This is a genomic window from Paenibacillus shunpengii, from assembly GCF_042684905.1.
GTDB classification, from domain to species: Bacteria; Bacillota; Bacilli; order Paenibacillales; family Paenibacillaceae; genus Paenibacillus; species Paenibacillus shunpengii.
In genome coordinates this window covers 463,420-483,137 of record NZ_JBHUMJ010000002.1, presented here as the reverse complement: position 1 = coordinate 483,137, position 19,718 = coordinate 463,420, and the positions used below count along the sequence as shown (strand labels likewise).

Below are 19,718 nucleotides of genomic sequence, written 5' to 3'. Positions count from 1 at the left end.
TATGGGTGTACGCAAATCAATTTACTGGTTTTTCGTACCCGGCCTGCTCTTGTACCTCGTGTTCTTTATTTATCCCACCCTGCAGGGACTCTACTACTCCTTCACAGATTGGGATGGCATGTCGGATACGATGAACTTTGTAGGGCTCAGCAACTATGTCAATGTCGCGGAAAATACGATCTTTCACAAAGCCATCAGCAACAATCTAAAGTTTATGTTCAGTGTGGTCATTGTGCAGACGCTTGTATCACTGGTGTTATCGCTACTGCTCGTCCGTAATTCCAAAGCCAACATCGGCCTGCGGGCACTGTATTTCTTCCCGACGATTCTGTCGTCAGCGGCAGTAGGATTTATTGGAACTTACATTTATGATCCAAATCTGGGGCTGCTCAATGAGGTACTGAATCGCATTGGCTTGTCCTTCCTTGCTAACAACTGGCTGGGTGATCCGTCCATCGCGATTTATTCCGTTGCAGGCATCCAGGCCTGGGCCCATATTGGTCAGATGGTTATTCTGTTCGTGGCCGGTCTGCACGGAATTCCGGAAGAAATTAATGAAGCGGCCAGACTAGACGGCGGCAACCGCTGGCAAATATTCCGATTCGTCACCTGGCCTTTGCTCGCACCGGCAGCTACACTGGTCATCGCCTACACAACGATTCAATCATTTAAGGCGTTTGATCTGATATATGTCATGACCCGCGGGGGTCCGGCTTACTCTACCGAGATCTTATCGACGTATATTTATTCTTCGGCTTATCAAAATTACAACTTCGGGCATGCTTCGGCAGCGTCGATTTATTTCCTAGCTATTATTGCACTGGTCACTTTCTTGCAGTTCAAAGCCATTCGCTCAGACCGTGCTGTATAACAAAGCCTAGCATGTGAAAGGAGGAGTGTATCCCTTGTTTGCTCGTACGCTCGGCAAGCTGCTGCTCACGCTATACGCGATTATTATTTTGCTTCCGCTGCTTGTTGTCGTCATGGCAACGATGAAGGACCAGCAGCAATTCTATATGAATCCGATCGGAGTGCCTTCCTCCTTCTCGCTGGATAATTATATTCATTTATTTCAAAGCCAGCCGATGCTGATGTATTTCAGCAACAGTGTCATCGTCTCGTTCTCGACAGTCGCTGTGCTGCTTGTTCTTGCAAGCATGATCTCGTTCGGACTGTACCGTCTTAAGAATAAATTATCACAAACAATATTGCTCCTGTTCGTCATTGGTCTCATGGTGCCTTCACAGGTCAACATGATTCCGATACACTCCTTCCTGCGGGATCTGGGGCTGACGAACAGCCGAATCGGTCTCATCCTCGTCTCCGTATCGGTTCTTATGCCGCTCTCTGTGTTCATGATCAACGGCTTCATGAAATCCTTGCCTAGAGAGGTGTTTGAGTCCGCCAGTATCGATGGAGCTGGAGAGTCACGCATGTATCTCCAGATTGCGATGCCGCTCTCGGTCCCTTATCTAGCAGCGACGGCTACTTTCTTGTTCGTCTCGGTATGGAACGAGTTGCTGTTCCCGCTCCTGCTGATTACGGATCAATCGAAGATGACCCTCCCGCTGGCGCTGCTGCAGTTCCAGGGTGAGTATTCTACGAATTATCCAGGACTCTTGTCAGGCGTAGTCATCATATCTCTGCCTATGCTGGTCATGTTCTTGTTCCTGCAGCGGTTCTTCATCTCAGGGGTGACGGCCGGCTCTCTCAAAGGTTAAATAAAACACACAAAAGGACAAGTCAAGGGTTATCCCCTCAGAGCTTGTCCTTTTGTGTGTTTTTCACGGTATTTGGCTGGTGAGATGCCCTCATAGCTCTTGAACGCTTTGGAGAAGGAGAACAGATCAGGATATCCCACAGATTGGGCAATTTCACCGAGCTTATAGTTTGTACCTGTGAGAAGCAGCTTCGCCTCATTCATCCGCAGCTCCTGCATATATTTCATCGGAGAAATACCATACGTTTTGTGGAATGTTTTAGTAAAATGTGTGCGCTCAACGCCAACATAATCAGCTACACTCTTGATGGTAATGCCTCCAGCGTAATGAATTTCCAAATACTCTTTACCCTGCTGGACCCAAGAAGGCTCTTCCGACGTCTCAGCCAGACTCGATTCATTCACAGCAAGTGCATCAAATACCTTCTGGAGATAGGTCAGCCGCGATAAATCGGTCAGCTCCATTCGGCAGTGATCGAACCACGACTTCATGATCTCAACGGCTTCATCATTCAGTCCTCCCTGCAAATGGGGTCTTGACGGCCCAAGACCTGCTCTTGCAAGCAAGGACAGCGCGTGCTTTCCGTCAAAGGCAAAAAAGATTTTCCGTAACGTCTTGTCCTCTGCGGTGTAATATTCGTGTGTAACTTGAGGAAAGAGACAGAACAAGTCCCCCGGGCGAAGCGAGTAGGTCTTACCGCTCTGAATGAACGTCCCCTCGCCTTCAAGCACCATCAGCAGGTAGTAGTATGGCGTTACCCTTGGTCCAATACGATAGGCTGGTTTGGCAGCATTAGCCCCTAAACGGATGGGCCATGCAGCACTCCCCTTCTCATAAGCAGAGGGATTAAAAAAATGAATCTCCAGAAATTCGTGAACGTCTTCCTTCATATTTGTAAACATCTAACCCCTCCGATACCCACAAAATGATAAATCTTATTCCCTTCTATTGATATGGTTCAATTCGTTCAAGGTTGTTAAACTAATTACTGTACTATTCCTACCGTATTAGTTGTAATTATTTTTATACCAAATATATAGAGTGATTGACAATATTGCAAGCATACCTTGAAAGGAGTGCATGATAATGAGCACAGCAGCACAATCCGTAGAGTTTGGTTGGTTTATTCCCACGAATGGGGATGGAAGATATATTGGTACCCTACTCGAGCGCAAGCCTTCCCAGGAATATTTCGTACAGGTGGCACAAGCCGCAGAGAAAGCAGGGTACGAGTTCACACTCATTCCTGCCGGAGGAGATTGCTGGGATGGATGGATCGTCGGCTCTTGGGTCGCGGCTCATACCACCAAGCTGAAGCCGCTTATTGCCATGCGTCCAGGGCTTATCTCACCTGTGCTTGCAGCCCGTATGGCCTCCACTCTGGATCAAATGTCCGGCGGCCGTGCGCTCATCAATGTTGTTACTGGCCACTATCCTCAGGATCTCAAGGCAACCGGCGACCCGCTTCATGGAAGCCACGACGAACGTTATGAGCGGACGAAGGAATTTTTGGATGTCGTTAAAGGTGTCTGGGGCGAAGATGGCAGCGGAGAAGGATTTGATTATGAAGGCAAGCATTACTCGGTTGAAGGCGGTGTAAGCAAGCCCGCTCCTGTGCAGAATCCGCACCCGCCCCTATACTTTGGAGGAAGCTCCGTTTCAGGCAAGAAGGTTGCAGCGGAGAGCGCGGATGTCTACTTGATGTGGGCCGAGCCGCTGGAATGGATTCAAGGACAAATCGCCGAGATGGAGCAGCATCTTGCGGAACTGAAAGACAACACAGGTGTCGAACGCACGCTTCGATACGGAATTAGAGCTCAGCTTGTCGTGCGTGAGACAGAGGAAGAAGCTTGGGCAGCCGCCTGGAATATTCTGAGCAAGGTCGAACCCGATCAACTGAAGAATCAGGAGAAGCTTCATGCCAAGACAGATGCGACGAACCAGAAACGCCAGATGGATCTGTATGAGCAATCGAAGGAGCAGGACTATATTATCGGACCTAACCTATGGTCAGGCTTATCTGCCGTCCGCGGCGGCGGCGCCGTAGCCTTCGTCGGAACACCAGAGCAGGTGTCAGACAGACTGCTGGAATTTGTGGATGCGGGTGTCAGCTCCTTCATTCTCTCCGGATATCCACATTTGGAAGAAGCCGAAATTTCAGGTCGTCTATTGATGCCTTTAGTTAAGAAAAAGCTGGCTGACCGTTCCATTACAGTCAGTGTATAAATGTGTGTGGAGCCTAATCTCGATAAGGGATTAGGCTCTTTTGCTGCTGCACCGGCAGAATTTAATTAGCACATCGGTTCTCCAGGCACATTAATTCTCCAAGCCCATCGATATTTCCCCTCCTTCCTTCTTATCTATCATTTAAAGTTACATTGTGATCACTCAATTTATTGAGATATGATAGTAAAGAACGACAATACTTTCCAACGACTTCGATTTAGGAGGATTATAGGTATGAGTGATAAACGAGGCATTACAGCAGAAGATCTGTATCGATTCGTCTGGACAAGCGATCCTTCTGTTTCTCCCAATGGAGAACGTGTGGCTTATGTATCCAAGACCGTTAACAAGGATCGTGACGGATATAGCTCTCATATCCGGATGGTAGAGCTGGGCAGTCATGAGGATATCTCATTTACAAGCGGTGAACAGGATCGTCAGCCGATATGGTCCCCCGATGGAGGGAAGCTTGCTTTTATACGTAACCATCAAAACAAGCCACAGGTCTGGGTTATCCCTGCTAATGGCGGTGAGGCGCAGATCGTTACCCATGCTGAGCATGGCGTAAGCGGGTTTGCGTGGTCACCGGACAGCAGCCAGCTGTTGTTCCGTACGCAAGTTGAACCACAGTCAGGCGCTGAGACAGATTCGAATGAATCAAAAGAAGCAAGGAAAGAAACAGCAGATTCCAAGAAGCCGCTGGAAGAAGAAATCATTGATCGAATTCGTTATAAAGCCGACGGGACAGGACGCTGGAACGGACGCAGAACGCATCTATACATACAGCAATTAGGGTCCAAAGCCGCCGCAGCTCCGTTAACAGGTGGAGACTATGACATCGGAGATTTCTGCTGGTCACCGGATGGAGAGAATATTGCCTTCGTTGCAAAAATACCAGAGGATGATTCAGACCCGGATCTCAGTTTGATTACCGACGTCTACGTCATCAACTCTAGTGGAGAGAAGCGGCGGAAGCTCACCTCTTCCGAATGGTCTGTATATGCTGTCAGCTACTCTCCGGATGGCGAGAAGCTTGCCATCTTCGGAAGTGATCGTTCTCATCATAACGCGACCCAAGTGAATCTGTTCATTCGTCCTGTTCAGGATGGTGAATGGCTGTCCGTAACGAAAGCGTATGATATCCAGCTCAGCAACTCCATGGTAACCGACATGCGATCCGGCACTCGTTCTAACGGACCTGTGTTCAGTCAGGATGGTCAATCGGTGTACAGTCTTGTCTCGCGTGAGGGCGGCGTACATCTGGCAAAGATCGCAGCAGATGGTTCTGGCTACGAATGGATCTCGCAGGGCCAGCGAGACATATATCAATTTGAGAAGTTCGCTGACGAGAAATTCATCCTTGCTGCTGCTGATCCAGCTCAGCCGGGAGATCTGTTCCTCCTCGATACCGAATCACAGCTTGAGAGCAGACTTACACAGCACAATGAGGCCTTCCTCCAAGAATTCGAACTCATTCAGCCAGAAGAATTCTACTATAAGGCATCGGACGGGCAACCTATTCAAGGCTGGGTGATGAAGCCCGCAGGAATTCCAAGCGGTACAAAAATCCCGACCGTGCTCGAAATTCATGGCGGTCCGCATGCCATGTATGGATTTACGTTCATGCTGGAATTTCAGCTGCTGGCAGCTAGAGGCTATGCGGTCATCTATACGAATCCACGCGGCGGCCACGGATACAGCCAGGAATTCGTTAATGCCGTGCGTGGAGATTATGGCGGCAGAGATTACGCAGATCTCATGGAAGCTATAGACTATGCATTGACTAAGTACGATTTTGTGGATGAATCTCAGCTCTTCGTAACAGGTGGCAGCTATGGCGGATTTATGACCAACTGGATTGTAGGGCATACGAACCGATTCAAAGCAGCAGTTACACAGCGCTCCATCTCCAACTGGATCTCCTTCTACGGCGTCAGCGACATCGGATTCTTCTTCACAGAGGATCAAATTGGCGGTGACGTATGGAAGAATACCGAGCTATTGTGGAAGCACTCTCCCCTGGCGTATGTCGAACAAGTGGAGACTCCACTTCTGATTCTTCACGGAGAAGAGGATCATCGGTGTCCGATCGAGCAGGCAGAGCAGCTCTTCATTGCACTGAAACGGCTTGGCAAGAAGACACAGTTCATTCGGTTCCCCAAATCCAGCCATGAGCTGTCACGCGGCGGACATCCAGGTCTGCGTGTCAAACGCTTGAATCATATTGTCCGCTGGTTTGACGAGCACAAATAAGCTCGCGATCTAACTTCAAACCTCTAAAGAATACTCGTGAGGCAAGGCTGCACATCGTCACCACTTCTTCATGAATGATGATGAATGACGTGCAGCCTTGCTTCAGCTTCAATATAGAATCGATACGAGGAGTATTAGAGCAGCTTGCCCGCTCCTGTGACTACCTGCTTCACCTTCGACTCCAGTTTATACTGTTCTTCCTTTTGTCTTACAATGTCCTCTGCAATGGTACATAATGCTGTAATCGATGACAGAACCGCTGTACCCTCCTTCCTCTTCACCACCAGATTAAAATTTTTCATTTCCTCTGTAAATCGTTTCTTCGCTGCAGATATATTGCTCTTGGCCGCTCTAATCTGTACCTGGACCGGATTTTTCTGGGCAAGTGCTGTCCTTACCTTCTTAACTTCGGCGTCTCTCACCTTTTTTGCCGCGGTCAACTTGTCCTGTTTACGCTTGATCTCTTCCTTTGCGAGTGTAACCGCAACTTTGGTCGAATCTACCTGTGACTTTACCGCAGCAATCAGATTCTTGTTCTTTAGCTTTCTTACAAGGGTCAACTCCTTGTTCAGGGATGAATAGAGTGTAAACAGTGGTTCATACCGTTTCTTCGTGTTCGCCACGTCCTGTGTTAATTTTTCAATTTGTGCAGCTTCATGCTGTCTGAGTCGTTCGAGCAGTCTGGTTTCTAATTCCTTATTCGCATAATAGATCGCCCGGATCTGCTGATCAAGGGATTGATCCTGCTGATGGAGGGTCTTCAGCCTGCTCTCCTGCTTACGGAGCTCGGATGACATGGTCGTGCCCGATGACGATACGGTTTGATCCAGCATCTTCTTCCCCGTAATGGACAATTCAAACCCTGCCGCAAGAGCTGAAGGTACAGTTAGCGTCATCGCTAGGCCGATGGATGCGAGTAGCAGCCCGCCTTTTTTCCACCATGTACTTAGCACGCTCCCCTTCCTAATCCCTGATGTTTGAATCTCACTAGACTTGTTCACGTTCGTTCATTCTCCCTTCTCACTTCGATTGTTTTCTCTGATCCACTTAAATAAAAACTCATAAACACAAAAAACCCGCAAGAATAGGCATCCTGCCTGTTCTTACGGGTTCTTCCTCATAAGCCGTTCATATTCAAATCGGATCTATTCATATATACTTTATTTTCCATCTAGCGTCAAGCAGCACGCTCTACATACCCACTGGATAATGCTCCATACCTTCAATTAATACTTCACCTGAATTCAGCTTCATCTTTACGAGATATGGGGTATCCAGATCGTCATCAGAATGTACAGTAAAGAAAGTTTTGTTCTTCAGAACATCCCATAGACTTTCCTCCTCGGTCACTTTCGCTTCTCCAGATAGCTGCGCCATATGTTCGTAGTATTTATTCTCCAATTCCAGATCATCGGCGTTTCCAGTGAACCCAGTGTTCGCAATGTTTCTCGTAATCGTCATCTCACGGATATCGGAAGGAGTTATCCTCGCTTGATCGGCAAGACCCTTCTCTTCCATCCAGGCTTCCAGCTCCTCATAGGATTTGCTCCAATCTATGCTCCGATAGTTGCCGTAAGGTAGATTAGGACTCGAGAGGTCAATGTAAGCCCAGCTGTTCCCCATCTCAAGCTGTTCCTCATAGCTCATGTTCATAATTTCTTTAAGTAAGATCTGCTTGAATTCCTGAAGGTCTGCCGGATCCGTAATGACAACTCTTTTATCAGTACCGTAACTTGAAATGGTTGCTCTGAATGTATCTTCATCAGTCAGACCTTTCAGAACATACTGCTTCTTGTACTCTTCATGCTCCATGACCTTTCTCAGACTGTCCTCCAGCTGACCTTCTTGCAGAGCATACTCACGGACCCATTTGTTCCCACTCTCTAGCTCGTAAGCAATGATTAAATTTCTTGAATGGTCTGAAGCCTGTACAGGAGTAATCCCACCTGCCTCATATTGGGCAACAAGATCTTGATGCAGCTGAATGACCGCTTCAATATAGGCAGGATTATGACTGAAGCTCTCGCTGGTCAGCTTCGCGGGGATCTGCATTTGATTTACCATATCCATATCAATAAGGTTATTGAATTGATTAGATACAGCAACACCTTTGACGTCCGTCGCCTTAGGGACACGAGCTTCAAAGCCATCTATATTGGATACAGGCAGATATAGCAGCAGCAGTAGCAATATACCATAACCTATGGAGCTTGCGAGTGTGCGTTTGCTCCATATGAGCCAAGTCTTACGGACGACCATCTCAGCAATAAGATACCCTAGAATACCACCGATCATATACCCGAAGATTGAAACTCCGTTGCCATATCTATTGGCCTCAAACAGATAGGCCCCCAATGCCAAGGAAATAAACAGCATGACCAGCAGACGAAACAGCAGTGTCATAAATGGAAAGATAATAGCTCCTCCTGAGGCGGCCGTATCTCTTTTTCGATATAAAAAATAACTAATTATAATAAATACGACGCCTAGCAGCAAGTAAATAAGAAGCTCCCGCAAGCCGAAGGGTTGACTCGACAGACCCGTCAGCCTGAGGAAAGGTGAAATGGTATCTGCTTCAAATCCAGTGCTATATCCCCTTTCATAATATTCTCTAGAGAAGCCGAACAGATATCGGTCCAGATGTATAATACCCAGCACAAGCAGCCAAGCCGGGGTCAGGAGCAGACCATAGGTTACAATCAGCTGGAGGATCGTTTGTCCAAGACTTACTGCAAGCAGGAGCGTGAGTCCACACAAAAATAAAGTAATTGCGGTAGACATCAACGCCCACTCCCACACAATGGACAGTTCATATATATAGTGATAGCTTGCAAGCGGACGTATTAATGCGGTTATAACAGCTACCACCCACACAGGTATTAGTAATAGAATCAGTGCACTGAACAGATGAGAAGTAAGCAGCTGGTTTCGTGTAATCGGCAAGCTGTGGTATAAATCGGACGGTGCCTTACGATGCAAGTATCGAAAAATAAAGGTTACAGTAAAGATGGGGAAAATCAGCAGCAGATTAAGCGTCAGACCACCTGAAACATCAAACAAAGAATTAATCTCTCTGCTTTGTTGATCGGTCATAGACTGCAGCATCATAACAATCGGCAGCAAAAAGGACAAAGCAAGCAAATACAATATCCCAATCCATCCATGCTGCCTCAAGTCTTGGAGAATTACTCCTCGGTTAAAGAATAATCGGATGGATGTCATAGCCCACGTCCTCCATTTCATAGATAAAGATCTCTTCCAGCGTCAGCGGTAGCATATCAATCAAGTAAGGATTAAATGCCTTGAATGCGTCCTTCACTTCCTGCTCATTGCCTTTCACGATATAAATTTCCACACTTCCCCGCTTCTCTCCATGAAGTATGCGAACATGGCTGGACAGAGTCTCCTCATGACGGTCATCTCGGAAGGCTACCTGAATCTTGTGGGTATCGGCCTTCAGATCATCCAGATCCTTCTCAACCATGAGCACTCCGTTATGCATGATCCCGATATGGTCGCACATATCCTCGATTTCTCTTAGATTATGAGAAGAAATAACGACTGTCAGCTCTCGTTCAGCTGCCTCCTGAAACAATAAATTCTTGATCATCTTACGCATGACCGGGTCAAGCCCATCGATAGGTTCATCCAGCAGCAATACATCCGGCATACAGCTAAGAGCCAGCATAAAAGCAGCCTGGCGCTGCATCCCCTTAGACATTCTGTACAGCTTCCGCGTAAGGTCCAGCTTGAACACCAATTCCAGCTGACGAAATCGTTCTTCATTCCACCCGGGATACATTCGCTTGTAAAAGGCAGCCATTTGGCGAATCGAAGTATGAGGGAAGAAGTAAGGAATATCGGACATAAAAATGATCCGGCTTTTTAATTGTGTGTTCTCATAAACGGGTGCGCCGTCAATGGTCACACTTCCCTTGTCAGGCTTATAGATTCCTGCCATTGTTTTTAACAGCGTCGTCTTTCCTGCTCCGTTCGATCCCAAGAGGCCGAATATCGAGCCCTTCCGAACAGTAAGGGACAGATGATTCACCGCTGCCTCTGTCTCAAATACTTTCGTTACACCCGATACTTCAATCATGTTCTTCCCCCTCTACCCGATCCAAATGACGATCCTGCTGTGCCTTCTGATAGATCTCCCTGATTTCACCTTCCGTCATTCCCAGATAGACCGCTTCAGTAAGCAGCTTATGTATCTCCAGCTTCAATTCCTGTTTTCTCTGATCAAGAGGTCTGTGCTCTACCTTAGCAACAAAACTTCCCTTGCCCTGCAAAGAATAAATATATCCGTCCCGCTCCAGCTCACGGTAAGCCTTCTGAATCGTATTCGGATTCACGGTAAGCTCAGCTGACAAATGTCTTACAGAGGGCAGCTGCTCATCTGGCTTCAGCATTTCCATCATGATCAACTCCTTAATTCGTTCAATTAACTGCTCATATATCGGTTTACGGCTGCGCACGTCCAGTTCAAACATCGGATACCTCCTTCATAAGTGATCAACGCCAATGTTAACATGAAGAGTACATAAGAAAATGCACAGCACTGAATTAACTGTACTATTACTTATAATACAGTTATTCATGATACTGTCAATAAACACTTTGATATGTCACTTTCTTAAAAATGATATAATTAAATCGCATTACACATCTGACTCTACGTCACCAGAAGGAGCTGAGCTGCATCATGTCATCTCGAATCTTGATCGTCACGGCCGTTGAGGCAGAGCGGAAGGCTATAGAGGACGGCCTGAAAGTCCCGGAGCATTATCACGTCATTGCAGGAGGAGCCGGACCTGCGTCCGCCGCGGCAGCAACCGCAGCAGCACTGGCTTCTAATTCGTACAAGCTGGTCATTAATGCAGGAATTGGCGGCGGCTTCCCGGGGCGTGCCGAACTCGGAGACATCGTTATTTCTACAGAAATAATACAAGCCGATCTAGGCTCCGAGACAGCAGAAGGATTCCGCAGTGTGGACGAGCTCGGGTTCGGTACATCACGAGTAACCGCCAATCCCGAAGCGATTCAATCCATTCTATCCGCCCTGCAGACATCAACAGATACACCTGTCCACTGCGGCCCCATCATTACGGTATCGACTACAACCGGAACGGCTCAAACCGCCGAGGAATTGTTAAGACGTATTCCTGAGGCATACGCAGAATCCATGGAAGGGTATGGTGTCGCCGCTGCGGCAAGCTATATGAATGTACCCGTACTCGAAATCAGAGCCATTTCTAACACCGTAGGTCCGCGTAACCGGGATGCGTGGCGTATTCCAGAAGCACTGCAGGCTTTAACAACAGCCAGCCAGAAACTATCGGAGGTCTTGTAATATGAACATTGTTTACTCACCGTGTCCCAATGACACTTTTGTCTTTCACGCCCTAATCCATGGGCAGATCCCGAATACACCGGATTTCACAGTTACATATGCAGATATTGATGTGACGAATACACTGGTTACGAAGCCGAGCGACTACGATATCCTCAAAATCTCTTATGCCGCACTGCCGTGGCTCTCTGATGAATATCGTCTTATTCCATGCGGTGGTGCCCTTGGCAGAGGCAACGGTCCATTGGTATTGACAGCTGATCAGAATATCAAGCCGGAATCTCTCGCTGGAAAAAGAATTGCTGTGCCAAGCGAGCGCTCTACCGCCTATCTACTATTCCGACTGTGGGCTGCCCAGAACGTACCTGGCGGCATTGGCGAAATTGTTGTAATGTCGTTTGATCAGATCATGCCTGCCGTTCGCGATGGCAAGATTGATGCAGGACTCGTCATTCATGAAGCCAGATTCACGTACCCGTCATACGGTCTCACATTAATGGCCGATATGGGTACATGGTGGGAAGCGGATACCGGTCTTCCGATTCCGCTCGGTGCCATCGTTGCCCGCCGCAATCTTGATCCTGCTGAGATCACTTCCTGGATTCAAGCTTCCGTTGATTATGGCTGGAAGTATCCCGAGCAATCCAGACCCTATATTCTTTCTCATGCACAAGAAATGGATCCTGAAGTTGCACAGCGGCATATCAATCTCTATGTCAATGAATTCACCAGAGATCTGGGTGAGGAAGGCTTCGGTGCGATTGAAGCTCTCTTGGGCCGTGCTGCGGCAGAAGGGCTCGTACCAGAAATTGATTTTGAGAAATTGAGAAGCTAAATAATATCAACACCTGATCGGTTGTTCTACACCTGGAGCTCAGCATATAACTTATAGCTGCATCCAAATCGAGCACAGCAAGAAGAAGCCTGTACGGTTATTCCCGTCAGGCTTCTTTCTTATTTGTAATAGATGATCAGGAGCAGCCGCCTTGATTAATCCGTTAACAATACAGGCAATATTAATCGAAACGTCGAACCCTCTCCCAACACACTATGAACCGTAATGGAGCCTTTGTGATCCTGAGCAATCTTCTGACAGAGAGACAGACCAAGTCCAGTTCCATCCTCCTTCGTCGTATAGAAGGGATTGAAGATCTGCTGAAGCTGGTCAGGAGCGATTCCTATTCCGGTGTCTTGAATCTGGATGACGGCTTTATTATCAGCCCGGCTCACTCTAATCTTCACTTCACCTGGAGTCTCCATCGCCTCAAGAGCGTTGCGCACAAGATTAAGCAGCACTTGAACAATCTTGTCTCGATCCATGTAGATGTACATCGAATCGTCCTCGATCTCCAAAGTAAGCTGATGCCCTCGTGATATCGCATCTGACTCAGACAAGGAAATAACCCTTTCAATACATACCGTCAGCGATTCCGACCTCATATTGCTGGCATGAGGCTTAGAGAACTGAAGAAATTCGGCGGTCAGTTCAGTTACTCTCGTAATTTCACTCATAATAACCTCATACCAGGGCTTAATATTGTAGGACTGAATCTTGGACAGCTGCACAAATCCACGAATCGCAGTAAGCGGATTACGAACCTCGTGAGCCATCCCTGCCGCCAGTTCACCGACAACCTTCATCTTCTCCGATCTGAACAAGTCCTCCTCCCGCTGAAGCCACTGCTCCCGCCTCATCTGAAACAGCTTGTCCTCTGCCTTCATAATGAGCTGATTATGATCTTCACTCTCCTCAGGATGGGACACGATACTGTACGACACCTGGTAACCGAGTGAATCCAGTTCCAGCAAAGCACCGATATGATCCGGCATATAATATTCAGTGGGCAGCAGTAAGGCATAGCGGTCTCCTGCATATCTGGAAACACCATACGCATTAGGGAAAGTGGAGATAAGAGCCTTGCCCAGGTTAATGAGCGCCTCATTTCCGCTCTCCAATCCATCATGATTGTAAGATTTGAAATTTTGCAAATCCAGCAGTATTAAATAAAAAGGAACTTTTTTGGATATCAAGGCTTGTATTTGGTTCATATAACCAAGGTAGTTGAGAAGGCCGGTTAGTGGATCGTGGGTAGTAAGATAGTCATTCTTATCGCGAAGGACCTGCTTCTCTGTTTCGGCACGAATGACATAATGAAAGAGAAAAACAATAAATATCAAGGTTAAGAAGTCAAAAATTGTAACAAGAATACTATACGAACTGATTGGAACATAACTTAAACGAATAATCGTATACTGCAGAATCAGCAGTACAGAGACAGGCAAAGTTTTCTTGTAAGATTGTTTCTTATCAAAAATCGTCATGATCATAATGTAGTACAGCAGTACACACCAGTTCAGCTGAGTGGCATATTGAAAAATACCGAGCAGAATCAGCTGAATCCAGAGAAAACGCGGATACTTATGATCTAATGTAACGGATAACAATAGCAGAATGCCCACGACAATCATGGCACACAAACGTTGCGTGCTCTGACCCAAAATAGATGATGCGATAATGATAAGCAAGCAGCTAATCGGAAAGAAAATCAACTTGAGTCGATGGATTAACAATCGTTTTTGCACTCCCCTATGACTGTTTTCAAATATAGCAGTATAGATAAGTGCATTATATACCATGAATGTGAAGATTGTTGTCGAATAGTGGCAAAAAGCGGCTGGAAAATCTGTAATCTTGCCGGAATGTTAAATCACGTTGCTCTGCCGCCTGCTCTTGATCTTAAGCTCGTAGGTATTATATCCCTCCTTCAGCTTGCGATGAATTTCTTGTATTTTCTTTACATCCTCAAAAGAATATCTTCGGCTTCCCCCTTTCGTTCGTGCTGGAAAGACAAGCTGCTTCTCCTCATAGTAACGAATTTGTCTCTCCGACAACCCTGTTAATTCTTTCACCATACCAATACTCATAATTTGATCATTCATCACAAACACCCCTAATGTTAGATTACTTACCATAATACTGGAGTATCTCCTCCTGAAACTATGTTTGATGAACAGATTTAGCAGGGTATTCAGCTGTCGATGATAGTAACTATCGTTATGGCAACAATTTTAAGGATTTTCCGAACAAAATTCAATAGATTGAAGCAAAATCGATAAGAATTTGATCGATTATATTTTCTTAAATAAAAAAGTGTGTTAGATTTCCTCACAAACTTTGAGACAACAAAGCTCATTGTCTGCTAATATCTTCTCCACAAAGGTTCTTAATACGCACAAAGGAGATGAAGTATAGAATGAGTAATGCGGAACAGCCTCAAGACATGACGAGAAGACAATTCCTATCGACAGTTGGCAAAGTCGGGGGTTCTCTTGCCGTCTTCAGTCTAATGGGCAACTTGGGCCTTCTCTCTCCAGAAACGATGAAAGCTCAGGATTATACGCCTCCCGGGAAGAACGATCTGGCGCTGAGCAACCGAAACGGCAAGAAGATTATTATCCTGGGTGCCGGCATAGCGGGATTAACCGCGGCCTATGAGCTTGGCAAAGCCGGGTATCAGTGTACAGTGCTGGAAGCCAAACCTTTTGCGGGCGGCCGGAATTGGAGCATTCGCAAAGGAACCACGAATCAGGAAATCGGAGGAGCGCGTCAATACTCCCAATTCGGCAGCGACCTGTATTTCAATGCAGGTCCAATGCGGATTCCCCAGTTTCATTCCACTCTCGAATATTGCAGAGAGTTTAATATCCCGATTGAGCCCTTCAACAATGTGAACGACAGCGGCTATTATTACAATGAGAATGTGGGGGCACTCTCTGGACAAAAAATTACCAAACGAGCAGCCAAAGCCGATGTGCGCGGTTATGTCTCCGAAATGCTCGCCAAGGCTGTCAATCAGTCTGCACTTGATCTCCCTATAACCCCGGAGGAAAAAGAAAAGCTGGTTGAATATCTCCGGCGGGAAGGTGATTTGAATGCAGACCTATTCTACCGCGGCTCCTCCCGCGGCGGATATAAGGAAGAGCCGGGCAGCCGTATGGATGCAGGCGTTGTCAGAGATCCGTTTGATCTCAAAGCCATCCTTCAATCCGGATTCGGTAATTATTTCAGCAATGAATATGGTTATGACCAGCAAATGATGATGTTCCATCCTGTCGGCGGTATGGATATGATCGTGAAGGGATTTGAGAAGCACCTTGGCAACCGGGTCAAGCTGAATGCTCCTGTTACCGAGATTCGTCAATCCGCTGATGGCGTGCGGGTTCGCTTCACACAGAACAAAAAGGAACAGGAAATTACCGGAGACTATTGTATCTGTACGATCCCCCTTTCCGTTCTTCGAAATATTCCATCTGATTTCTCTTCCTCCATGAAGAGTGCAATACAGAATGCAAGATACGCATCTGCGGGTAAGATCGGCCTGCAATTCAAACGCAGGTTCTGGGAAGAGGATGAGCTGCTCTTCGGCGGTAACAGCCTGACTAATATGGACATCACCCAAATCTACTATCCTCCTACAGACTACTTTGGCAAGAAGGGCATCCTGCTCGGCTATTATGCAACCGGAGCAAATGCGGACAAGCTGGGCAATATGAGCTACATAGAACGGGAGCGTCACGCACTGAATCAAGGTGCCAAGATCCATCCTCAATACAAGACAGAATTCGAGAATTCCTTCTCCATTGACTGGAAAAAAATTAAATATCAAGAAGGTGCCTGGGTATCCTATAACGCCGAGGAGCGTGCAGGAATGTATAAGACCCTCTGCCAGCCGGACAACCGAATCTATCTTGCAGGAGATCATATCAGCCATATCGTCGCTTGGCAGGCTGGTGCAATTGATTCCGCAAGAGCCGTCGTCAAAGATATTCATCAACGTGTCATGAAGGCTTAATTCATACGGGATAGCCCCCAGTTATCATCAATAGTGCATTTTGTTCCAGGTATATGAATGTCCAGAGGAGGCAGAAGTTTATGATGAACAAAAAAATAAAAAGTCTAACGCTCGCAGCTATACTCATGGCAAGCTTAAGTGCAACCGCTTATGCAGCAGATAAAGCCCCTATCGAAGTTCAGGGAACCGTATCGGTGCCTGAGCCCGCTCCAGCACAGGTCTCAGTACCAGGCAGTAGTCCTGTCTTCTACGGTAATCCCAGCTCGAGTATCTCGGGCGGTGTCGTAGTGCCGGAAGGGTCTGCCTATCTGTACACGAGCGGCACGGTGCCTCCCGTACTGAATAAGGAAGGCAAGACCATCTATGAACGATACGGAGATACCAAGACTCAGGCGGCCGGTGTTCTGGCATCCATTGAGAAGCAGCTTAAGGATCAGGGTCTCTCTATGAAGGATGTTGTCTATCTCCGCGCCTACTTGACGGCGGACGCCGCGAAGGAAGGCATATTCGATTATGCAGGCTGGAATGAAGCTTATGGCGAATTTTTTAACAACGAAAAAAATCCAGTCAAGCCCGCTCGCTCCACTGTTGGTGTGGCCAGTCTCGTAAGCTCTGATTGGCTGATCGAAATTGAGGCTGTCGCTGTATTTCCCAAAAAATAATCAATTACTACATGAGGAGGACATCTTATGTTCCAGAATATAGGAATAACCGGAATCATTATGATTCTGGTATTGGTCCTGATCTTATTCGGACCTTCCAGATTGCCTGAGCTTGGACGCGCCGTAGGTCGGACCTTGTTCGAGTTCAAATCTTCGGCTCGTGATCTCGTCGGTGATAGTAAGGATGAGGATGAATCGTCACCGAACAAAAAGTAGTTGCTAAATTTTGGATTCCTATGTTATTATGCTTTTAATAAATTTATAACTATTCCAGTCGGAATATACTACATTCAACCGGACAGCCGGAGATCATTCTTTTCTATTTAGGAAAGAGTCTGATCTTCGGTTTTTTTTGGTTGTCAGGAGGAGGCAAAGTATGTCCAAGAGAGAAATGAAGCTAGGTGCCTTTCTGATGGTTCCAGGTCATCATGTGGCTGCATGGCGCCATCCCGATGCAGATGTGAATGGTGTGCTGAACTTATCGTTCTACAAGGAGCTTGCTCAAACCGCAGAGCGGGGTAAATTCGATATGGTGTTTCTGGCAGACAGTCTTGCCGCAAAAGGAAATAAATCAATAGAAGGCCGGGCGGTGAATGCAACATTTGAGCCGCTGACCTTACTATCTGCTCTCTCTGCAGTTACAGATCGTATTGGACTGGCAGCCACCGTCTCCACCACCTACAACGAGCCTTACCATGTTGCCCGCAAGTTTGCCTCCCTGGATCATCTCAGCAATGGCCGGGCAGGCTGGAATGTGGTGACCTCCGGCAGTGAAATTGAAGCGCTGAACTTTGGGAAAGAGAATCATTTGCTCCATGAGCTAAGATATGATCGTGCCAAAGAATTTTTAGATGTCGTATCCGGATTGTGGGATACCTGGGATGACGATGCGGTTGTTAAGGATAAAGAATCGGGCGTGTTCTCCGCTCCTGATAAGATCCGCGCCCTCGATCACAAGGGAGAATGGTTTCAGGTGCAGGGACCGCTGAATATCTCCCGCCCTCCGCAGGGCAACCCTGTCATCATTCAAGCCGGAGCTTCGGAATCTGGCCGGGATTTTGCCGCACAGTACGCGGAGGCGATCTTTACCGCCTGGCAGACATTTGATGAAGCGAAGCAGTTTTACACAGATGTAAAAGGCCGGCTGCAGCACTATGGCAGAACGGCCGAGGATGTAAAAATCATGCCGGGCGTGTTCCCTATCATCGGAAGAACCGAAGAAGAGGCTGATGAACTCGAAGCCAAACTGAAAGAGCTGATTCATCCTACGGTCGGTGTAGCACTGTTATCAGGTCTGATCAGCTACGACCTCTCCCCTTATCCTGTAGATGGTCCCTTGCCTGAACTACCTGATCTCTCGCAAATCAATGGTCAGAAGAGCCGCTTCCTACTTCTCAAAGACATCGCTGACCGCGAAGGCTACACGATCCGCCAGTTGTACCAGCACATCGCAGGTGCACGCGGACATTGGAGCATCAAGGGAACGCCCGTTCAGATTGCAGATCAGCTGGAAGCTTGGTTCAAAGGGGGGGCCGCTGACGGATTTAACGTCATGGCCCCGTATCTGCCTGGAGGCTTAACCGACTTTGTCGATCTCGTCATACCGGAGCTGCAGCGTAGAGATTTATTTCGGAAAGAGTATACAGGAAGCACACTACGGGAGCATTTAGGTCTGAGAAGACCCGTTTCAAGAAGTACAAAACAGCCTCTTCAGCATTCTTAATAGGATGCGTTAACCTCTTCACGTTCCCCTAGTATCCCTCCCATACAAAAATAACCTTTGCTCGCCAGAGCAAAGGTTATTTACTGTTTCAGAGATTTTGCTAATAACTCCACTTAATCAACCGAATTATGCAATATCCTGGTTCATATCACACGGCTTACAGCAAGCTACTCACTACGCATAAGAAATGCCTTCGTCCGTTCAAGCTGTGGATTCCCGAAGATCTGCTCGGGTGTACCCGCCTCGGCAATCTCACCTTGATCCATGAATATAACACGGTCCGCAACATCTCTCGCAAAATTCATCTCATGCGTAACGATGATCATGGTCATGTTCTCATCGGCCAGCTTGCGGATAACCCGCAGTACTTCTCCCGTAAGCTCAGGATCAAGCGCCGATGTCGGCTCATCGAACAGGAGAATCTCGGGATTCATCATGAGTGCCCGAGCGATGGCAACACGCTGCTTCTGACCACCGGACAGGCTAGCCGGATACACATTCGCTTTATCCGATAAACCGACCTTAGCGAGCAGGTCTGCCACCCGCGGTTTAATGGCCGCTGCATTCTCCTTCTTGACCATTTTGGGAGCAAGCTCCAGATTTCCTTGAACCGTGAGATGCGGAAACAGATTGAAGTGCTGAAATACCATTCCCATTCGGGAAGTAATTCTTTTGATTTCAGGTGCACTCACATATTTGCCTTCGCTCACGAGTGACTCTCCCCCGATGCGTATCGTTCCGCCATTCACCGATTCGAGGTTAACCAGGCTGCGAAGCATTGTACTCTTGCCTGAGCCTGACGGCCCGATCACTGCGATAACTTCGCCTGGCTTTACATCAAAATCCACTTTTTTTAATACCTGCAAATCTCCAAACGATTTTTGCAGATTCACGACTTCTATCATATTGGTCATCACGCGACATTCC

18 protein-coding genes are annotated in these 19,718 nt (G+C 47.2%); 10 read left to right on the top strand and 8 right to left on the bottom strand.

Going from position 1 to position 19,718, the window contains the following annotated elements; all coding sequences use genetic code 11:
• The first annotated feature begins 1 nt into the window (after position 1).
• Both ACFSVM_RS02065 and ACFSVM_RS02060 read left to right on the top strand, forming a co-directional pair.
• Entirely contained in the window at positions 2-871 is an 870-nt protein-coding gene (locus ACFSVM_RS02065; RefSeq protein ID WP_379260131.1) for a carbohydrate ABC transporter permease, read from the top strand.
• 34 nt (positions 872-905) lie between these two features.
• Complete coding sequence (locus ACFSVM_RS02060; protein WP_379260129.1) at positions 906-1,721, top strand: carbohydrate ABC transporter permease; 816 nt, start codon at positions 906-908, stop codon at positions 1,719-1,721.
• 29 nt (positions 1,722-1,750) lie between these two features.
• On the opposite strand, the gene ACFSVM_RS02055 is transcribed toward ACFSVM_RS02060, so the two are convergent.
• Entirely contained in the window at positions 1,751-2,623 is an 873-nt protein-coding gene (locus tag ACFSVM_RS02055; protein ID WP_076312141.1) for an AraC family transcriptional regulator, read from the bottom strand.
• 184 nt (positions 2,624-2,807) lie between these two features.
• Here ACFSVM_RS02055 and ACFSVM_RS02050 point away from each other — a divergent pair, with 184 nt between their 5' ends.
• Both ACFSVM_RS02050 and ACFSVM_RS02045 read left to right on the top strand, forming a co-directional pair.
• Positions 2,808-3,947 carry an LLM class flavin-dependent oxidoreductase gene (locus tag ACFSVM_RS02050; protein WP_379260126.1) on the top strand — a complete coding sequence of 380 codons (1,140 nt, stop codon included), beginning with the start codon at positions 2,808-2,810 and terminating at the stop codon, positions 3,945-3,947.
• A 234-nt stretch (positions 3,948-4,181) separates the two neighbouring features.
• Positions 4,182-6,200: a S9 family peptidase gene (locus ACFSVM_RS02045; RefSeq protein ID WP_379260124.1), complete on the top strand. Its 2,019-nt coding sequence runs from the start codon at positions 4,182-4,184 to the stop codon at positions 6,198-6,200.
• Between the two features lie 134 nt (positions 6,201-6,334).
• On the opposite strand, the gene ACFSVM_RS02040 is transcribed toward ACFSVM_RS02045, so the two are convergent.
• The 4 genes from ACFSVM_RS02040 to ACFSVM_RS02025 form a co-directional block, all read right to left on the bottom strand.
• Positions 6,335-7,201, bottom strand: a complete 867-nt coding sequence (locus ACFSVM_RS02040; protein ID WP_379260122.1) for a hypothetical protein — start codon at positions 7,199-7,201, stop codon at positions 6,335-6,337.
• 190 nt (positions 7,202-7,391) lie between these two features.
• On the bottom strand, positions 7,392-9,422 hold the full coding sequence (locus ACFSVM_RS02035) for a hypothetical protein (RefSeq protein WP_379260120.1): 2,031 nt from the start codon (positions 9,420-9,422) through the stop codon (positions 7,392-7,394).
• Positions 9,397-10,299 carry an ABC transporter ATP-binding protein gene (locus tag ACFSVM_RS02030; RefSeq protein WP_379260118.1) on the bottom strand — a complete coding sequence of 301 codons (903 nt, stop codon included), beginning with the start codon at positions 10,297-10,299 and terminating at the stop codon, positions 9,397-9,399. The genes ACFSVM_RS02035 and ACFSVM_RS02030 overlap by 26 nt, the downstream gene beginning before the upstream one ends.
• The gene (locus tag ACFSVM_RS02025) at positions 10,292-10,693 is read right to left on the bottom strand and encodes a GntR family transcriptional regulator (RefSeq protein WP_047913454.1); all 402 of its coding nucleotides are present in this window, start codon (positions 10,691-10,693) and stop codon (positions 10,292-10,294) included. The genes ACFSVM_RS02030 and ACFSVM_RS02025 overlap by 8 nt, the downstream gene beginning before the upstream one ends.
• Before the next feature lie 212 nt (positions 10,694-10,905).
• Here ACFSVM_RS02025 and ACFSVM_RS02020 point away from each other — a divergent pair, with 212 nt between their 5' ends.
• Together ACFSVM_RS02020 and ACFSVM_RS02015 are read left to right on the top strand one after the other, a co-directional pair.
• On the top strand, positions 10,906-11,553 hold the full coding sequence (locus ACFSVM_RS02020) for a futalosine hydrolase (protein ID WP_379260116.1): 648 nt from the start codon (positions 10,906-10,908) through the stop codon (positions 11,551-11,553).
• 1 nt (position 11,554) lies between these two features.
• Positions 11,555-12,388, top strand: a complete 834-nt coding sequence (locus ACFSVM_RS02015) for a 1,4-dihydroxy-6-naphthoate synthase (protein ID WP_379260114.1) — start codon at positions 11,555-11,557, stop codon at positions 12,386-12,388.
• A 155-nt stretch (positions 12,389-12,543) separates the two neighbouring features.
• On the opposite strand, the gene ACFSVM_RS02010 is transcribed toward ACFSVM_RS02015, so the two are convergent.
• Both ACFSVM_RS02010 and ACFSVM_RS02005 read right to left on the bottom strand, forming a co-directional pair.
• Complete coding sequence (locus ACFSVM_RS02010; protein WP_379260112.1) at positions 12,544-14,124, bottom strand: sensor histidine kinase; 1,581 nt, start codon at positions 14,122-14,124, stop codon at positions 12,544-12,546.
• Between the two features lie 132 nt (positions 14,125-14,256).
• Positions 14,257-14,493, bottom strand: coding sequence for a MerR family transcriptional regulator (locus ACFSVM_RS02005; protein ID WP_379260110.1), 237 nt, complete (start codon positions 14,491-14,493; stop codon positions 14,257-14,259).
• A 314-nt stretch (positions 14,494-14,807) separates the two neighbouring features.
• On the opposite strand from ACFSVM_RS02005, the gene ACFSVM_RS02000 reads away from it, so the two are divergent.
• From ACFSVM_RS02000 to ACFSVM_RS01985, 4 genes are all read left to right on the top strand, one after another.
• Positions 14,808-16,406, top strand: coding sequence for a flavin monoamine oxidase family protein (locus ACFSVM_RS02000; RefSeq protein ID WP_379260107.1), 1,599 nt, complete (start codon positions 14,808-14,810; stop codon positions 16,404-16,406).
• An 80-nt stretch (positions 16,407-16,486) separates the two neighbouring features.
• Positions 16,487-17,068: a RidA family protein gene (locus ACFSVM_RS01995; protein ID WP_305954036.1), complete on the top strand. Its 582-nt coding sequence runs from the start codon at positions 16,487-16,489 to the stop codon at positions 17,066-17,068.
• A 27-nt stretch (positions 17,069-17,095) separates the two neighbouring features.
• Positions 17,096-17,284 (top strand): twin-arginine translocase TatA/TatE family subunit, encoded by a 189-nt coding sequence (locus tag ACFSVM_RS01990; RefSeq protein ID WP_047913450.1) that lies wholly within the window; start codon positions 17,096-17,098, stop codon positions 17,282-17,284.
• Positions 17,285-17,444: 160 nt separating this feature from the next.
• The gene (locus tag ACFSVM_RS01985; protein ID WP_256209837.1) at positions 17,445-18,791 is read left to right on the top strand and encodes an LLM class flavin-dependent oxidoreductase; all 1,347 of its coding nucleotides are present in this window, start codon (positions 17,445-17,447) and stop codon (positions 18,789-18,791) included.
• Between the two features lie 167 nt (positions 18,792-18,958).
• On the opposite strand, the gene ACFSVM_RS01980 is transcribed toward ACFSVM_RS01985, so the two are convergent.
• Complete coding sequence (locus ACFSVM_RS01980) at positions 18,959-19,708, bottom strand: amino acid ABC transporter ATP-binding protein (protein WP_081872695.1); 750 nt, start codon at positions 19,706-19,708, stop codon at positions 18,959-18,961.
• Positions 19,709-19,718 lie beyond the last annotated feature (10 nt).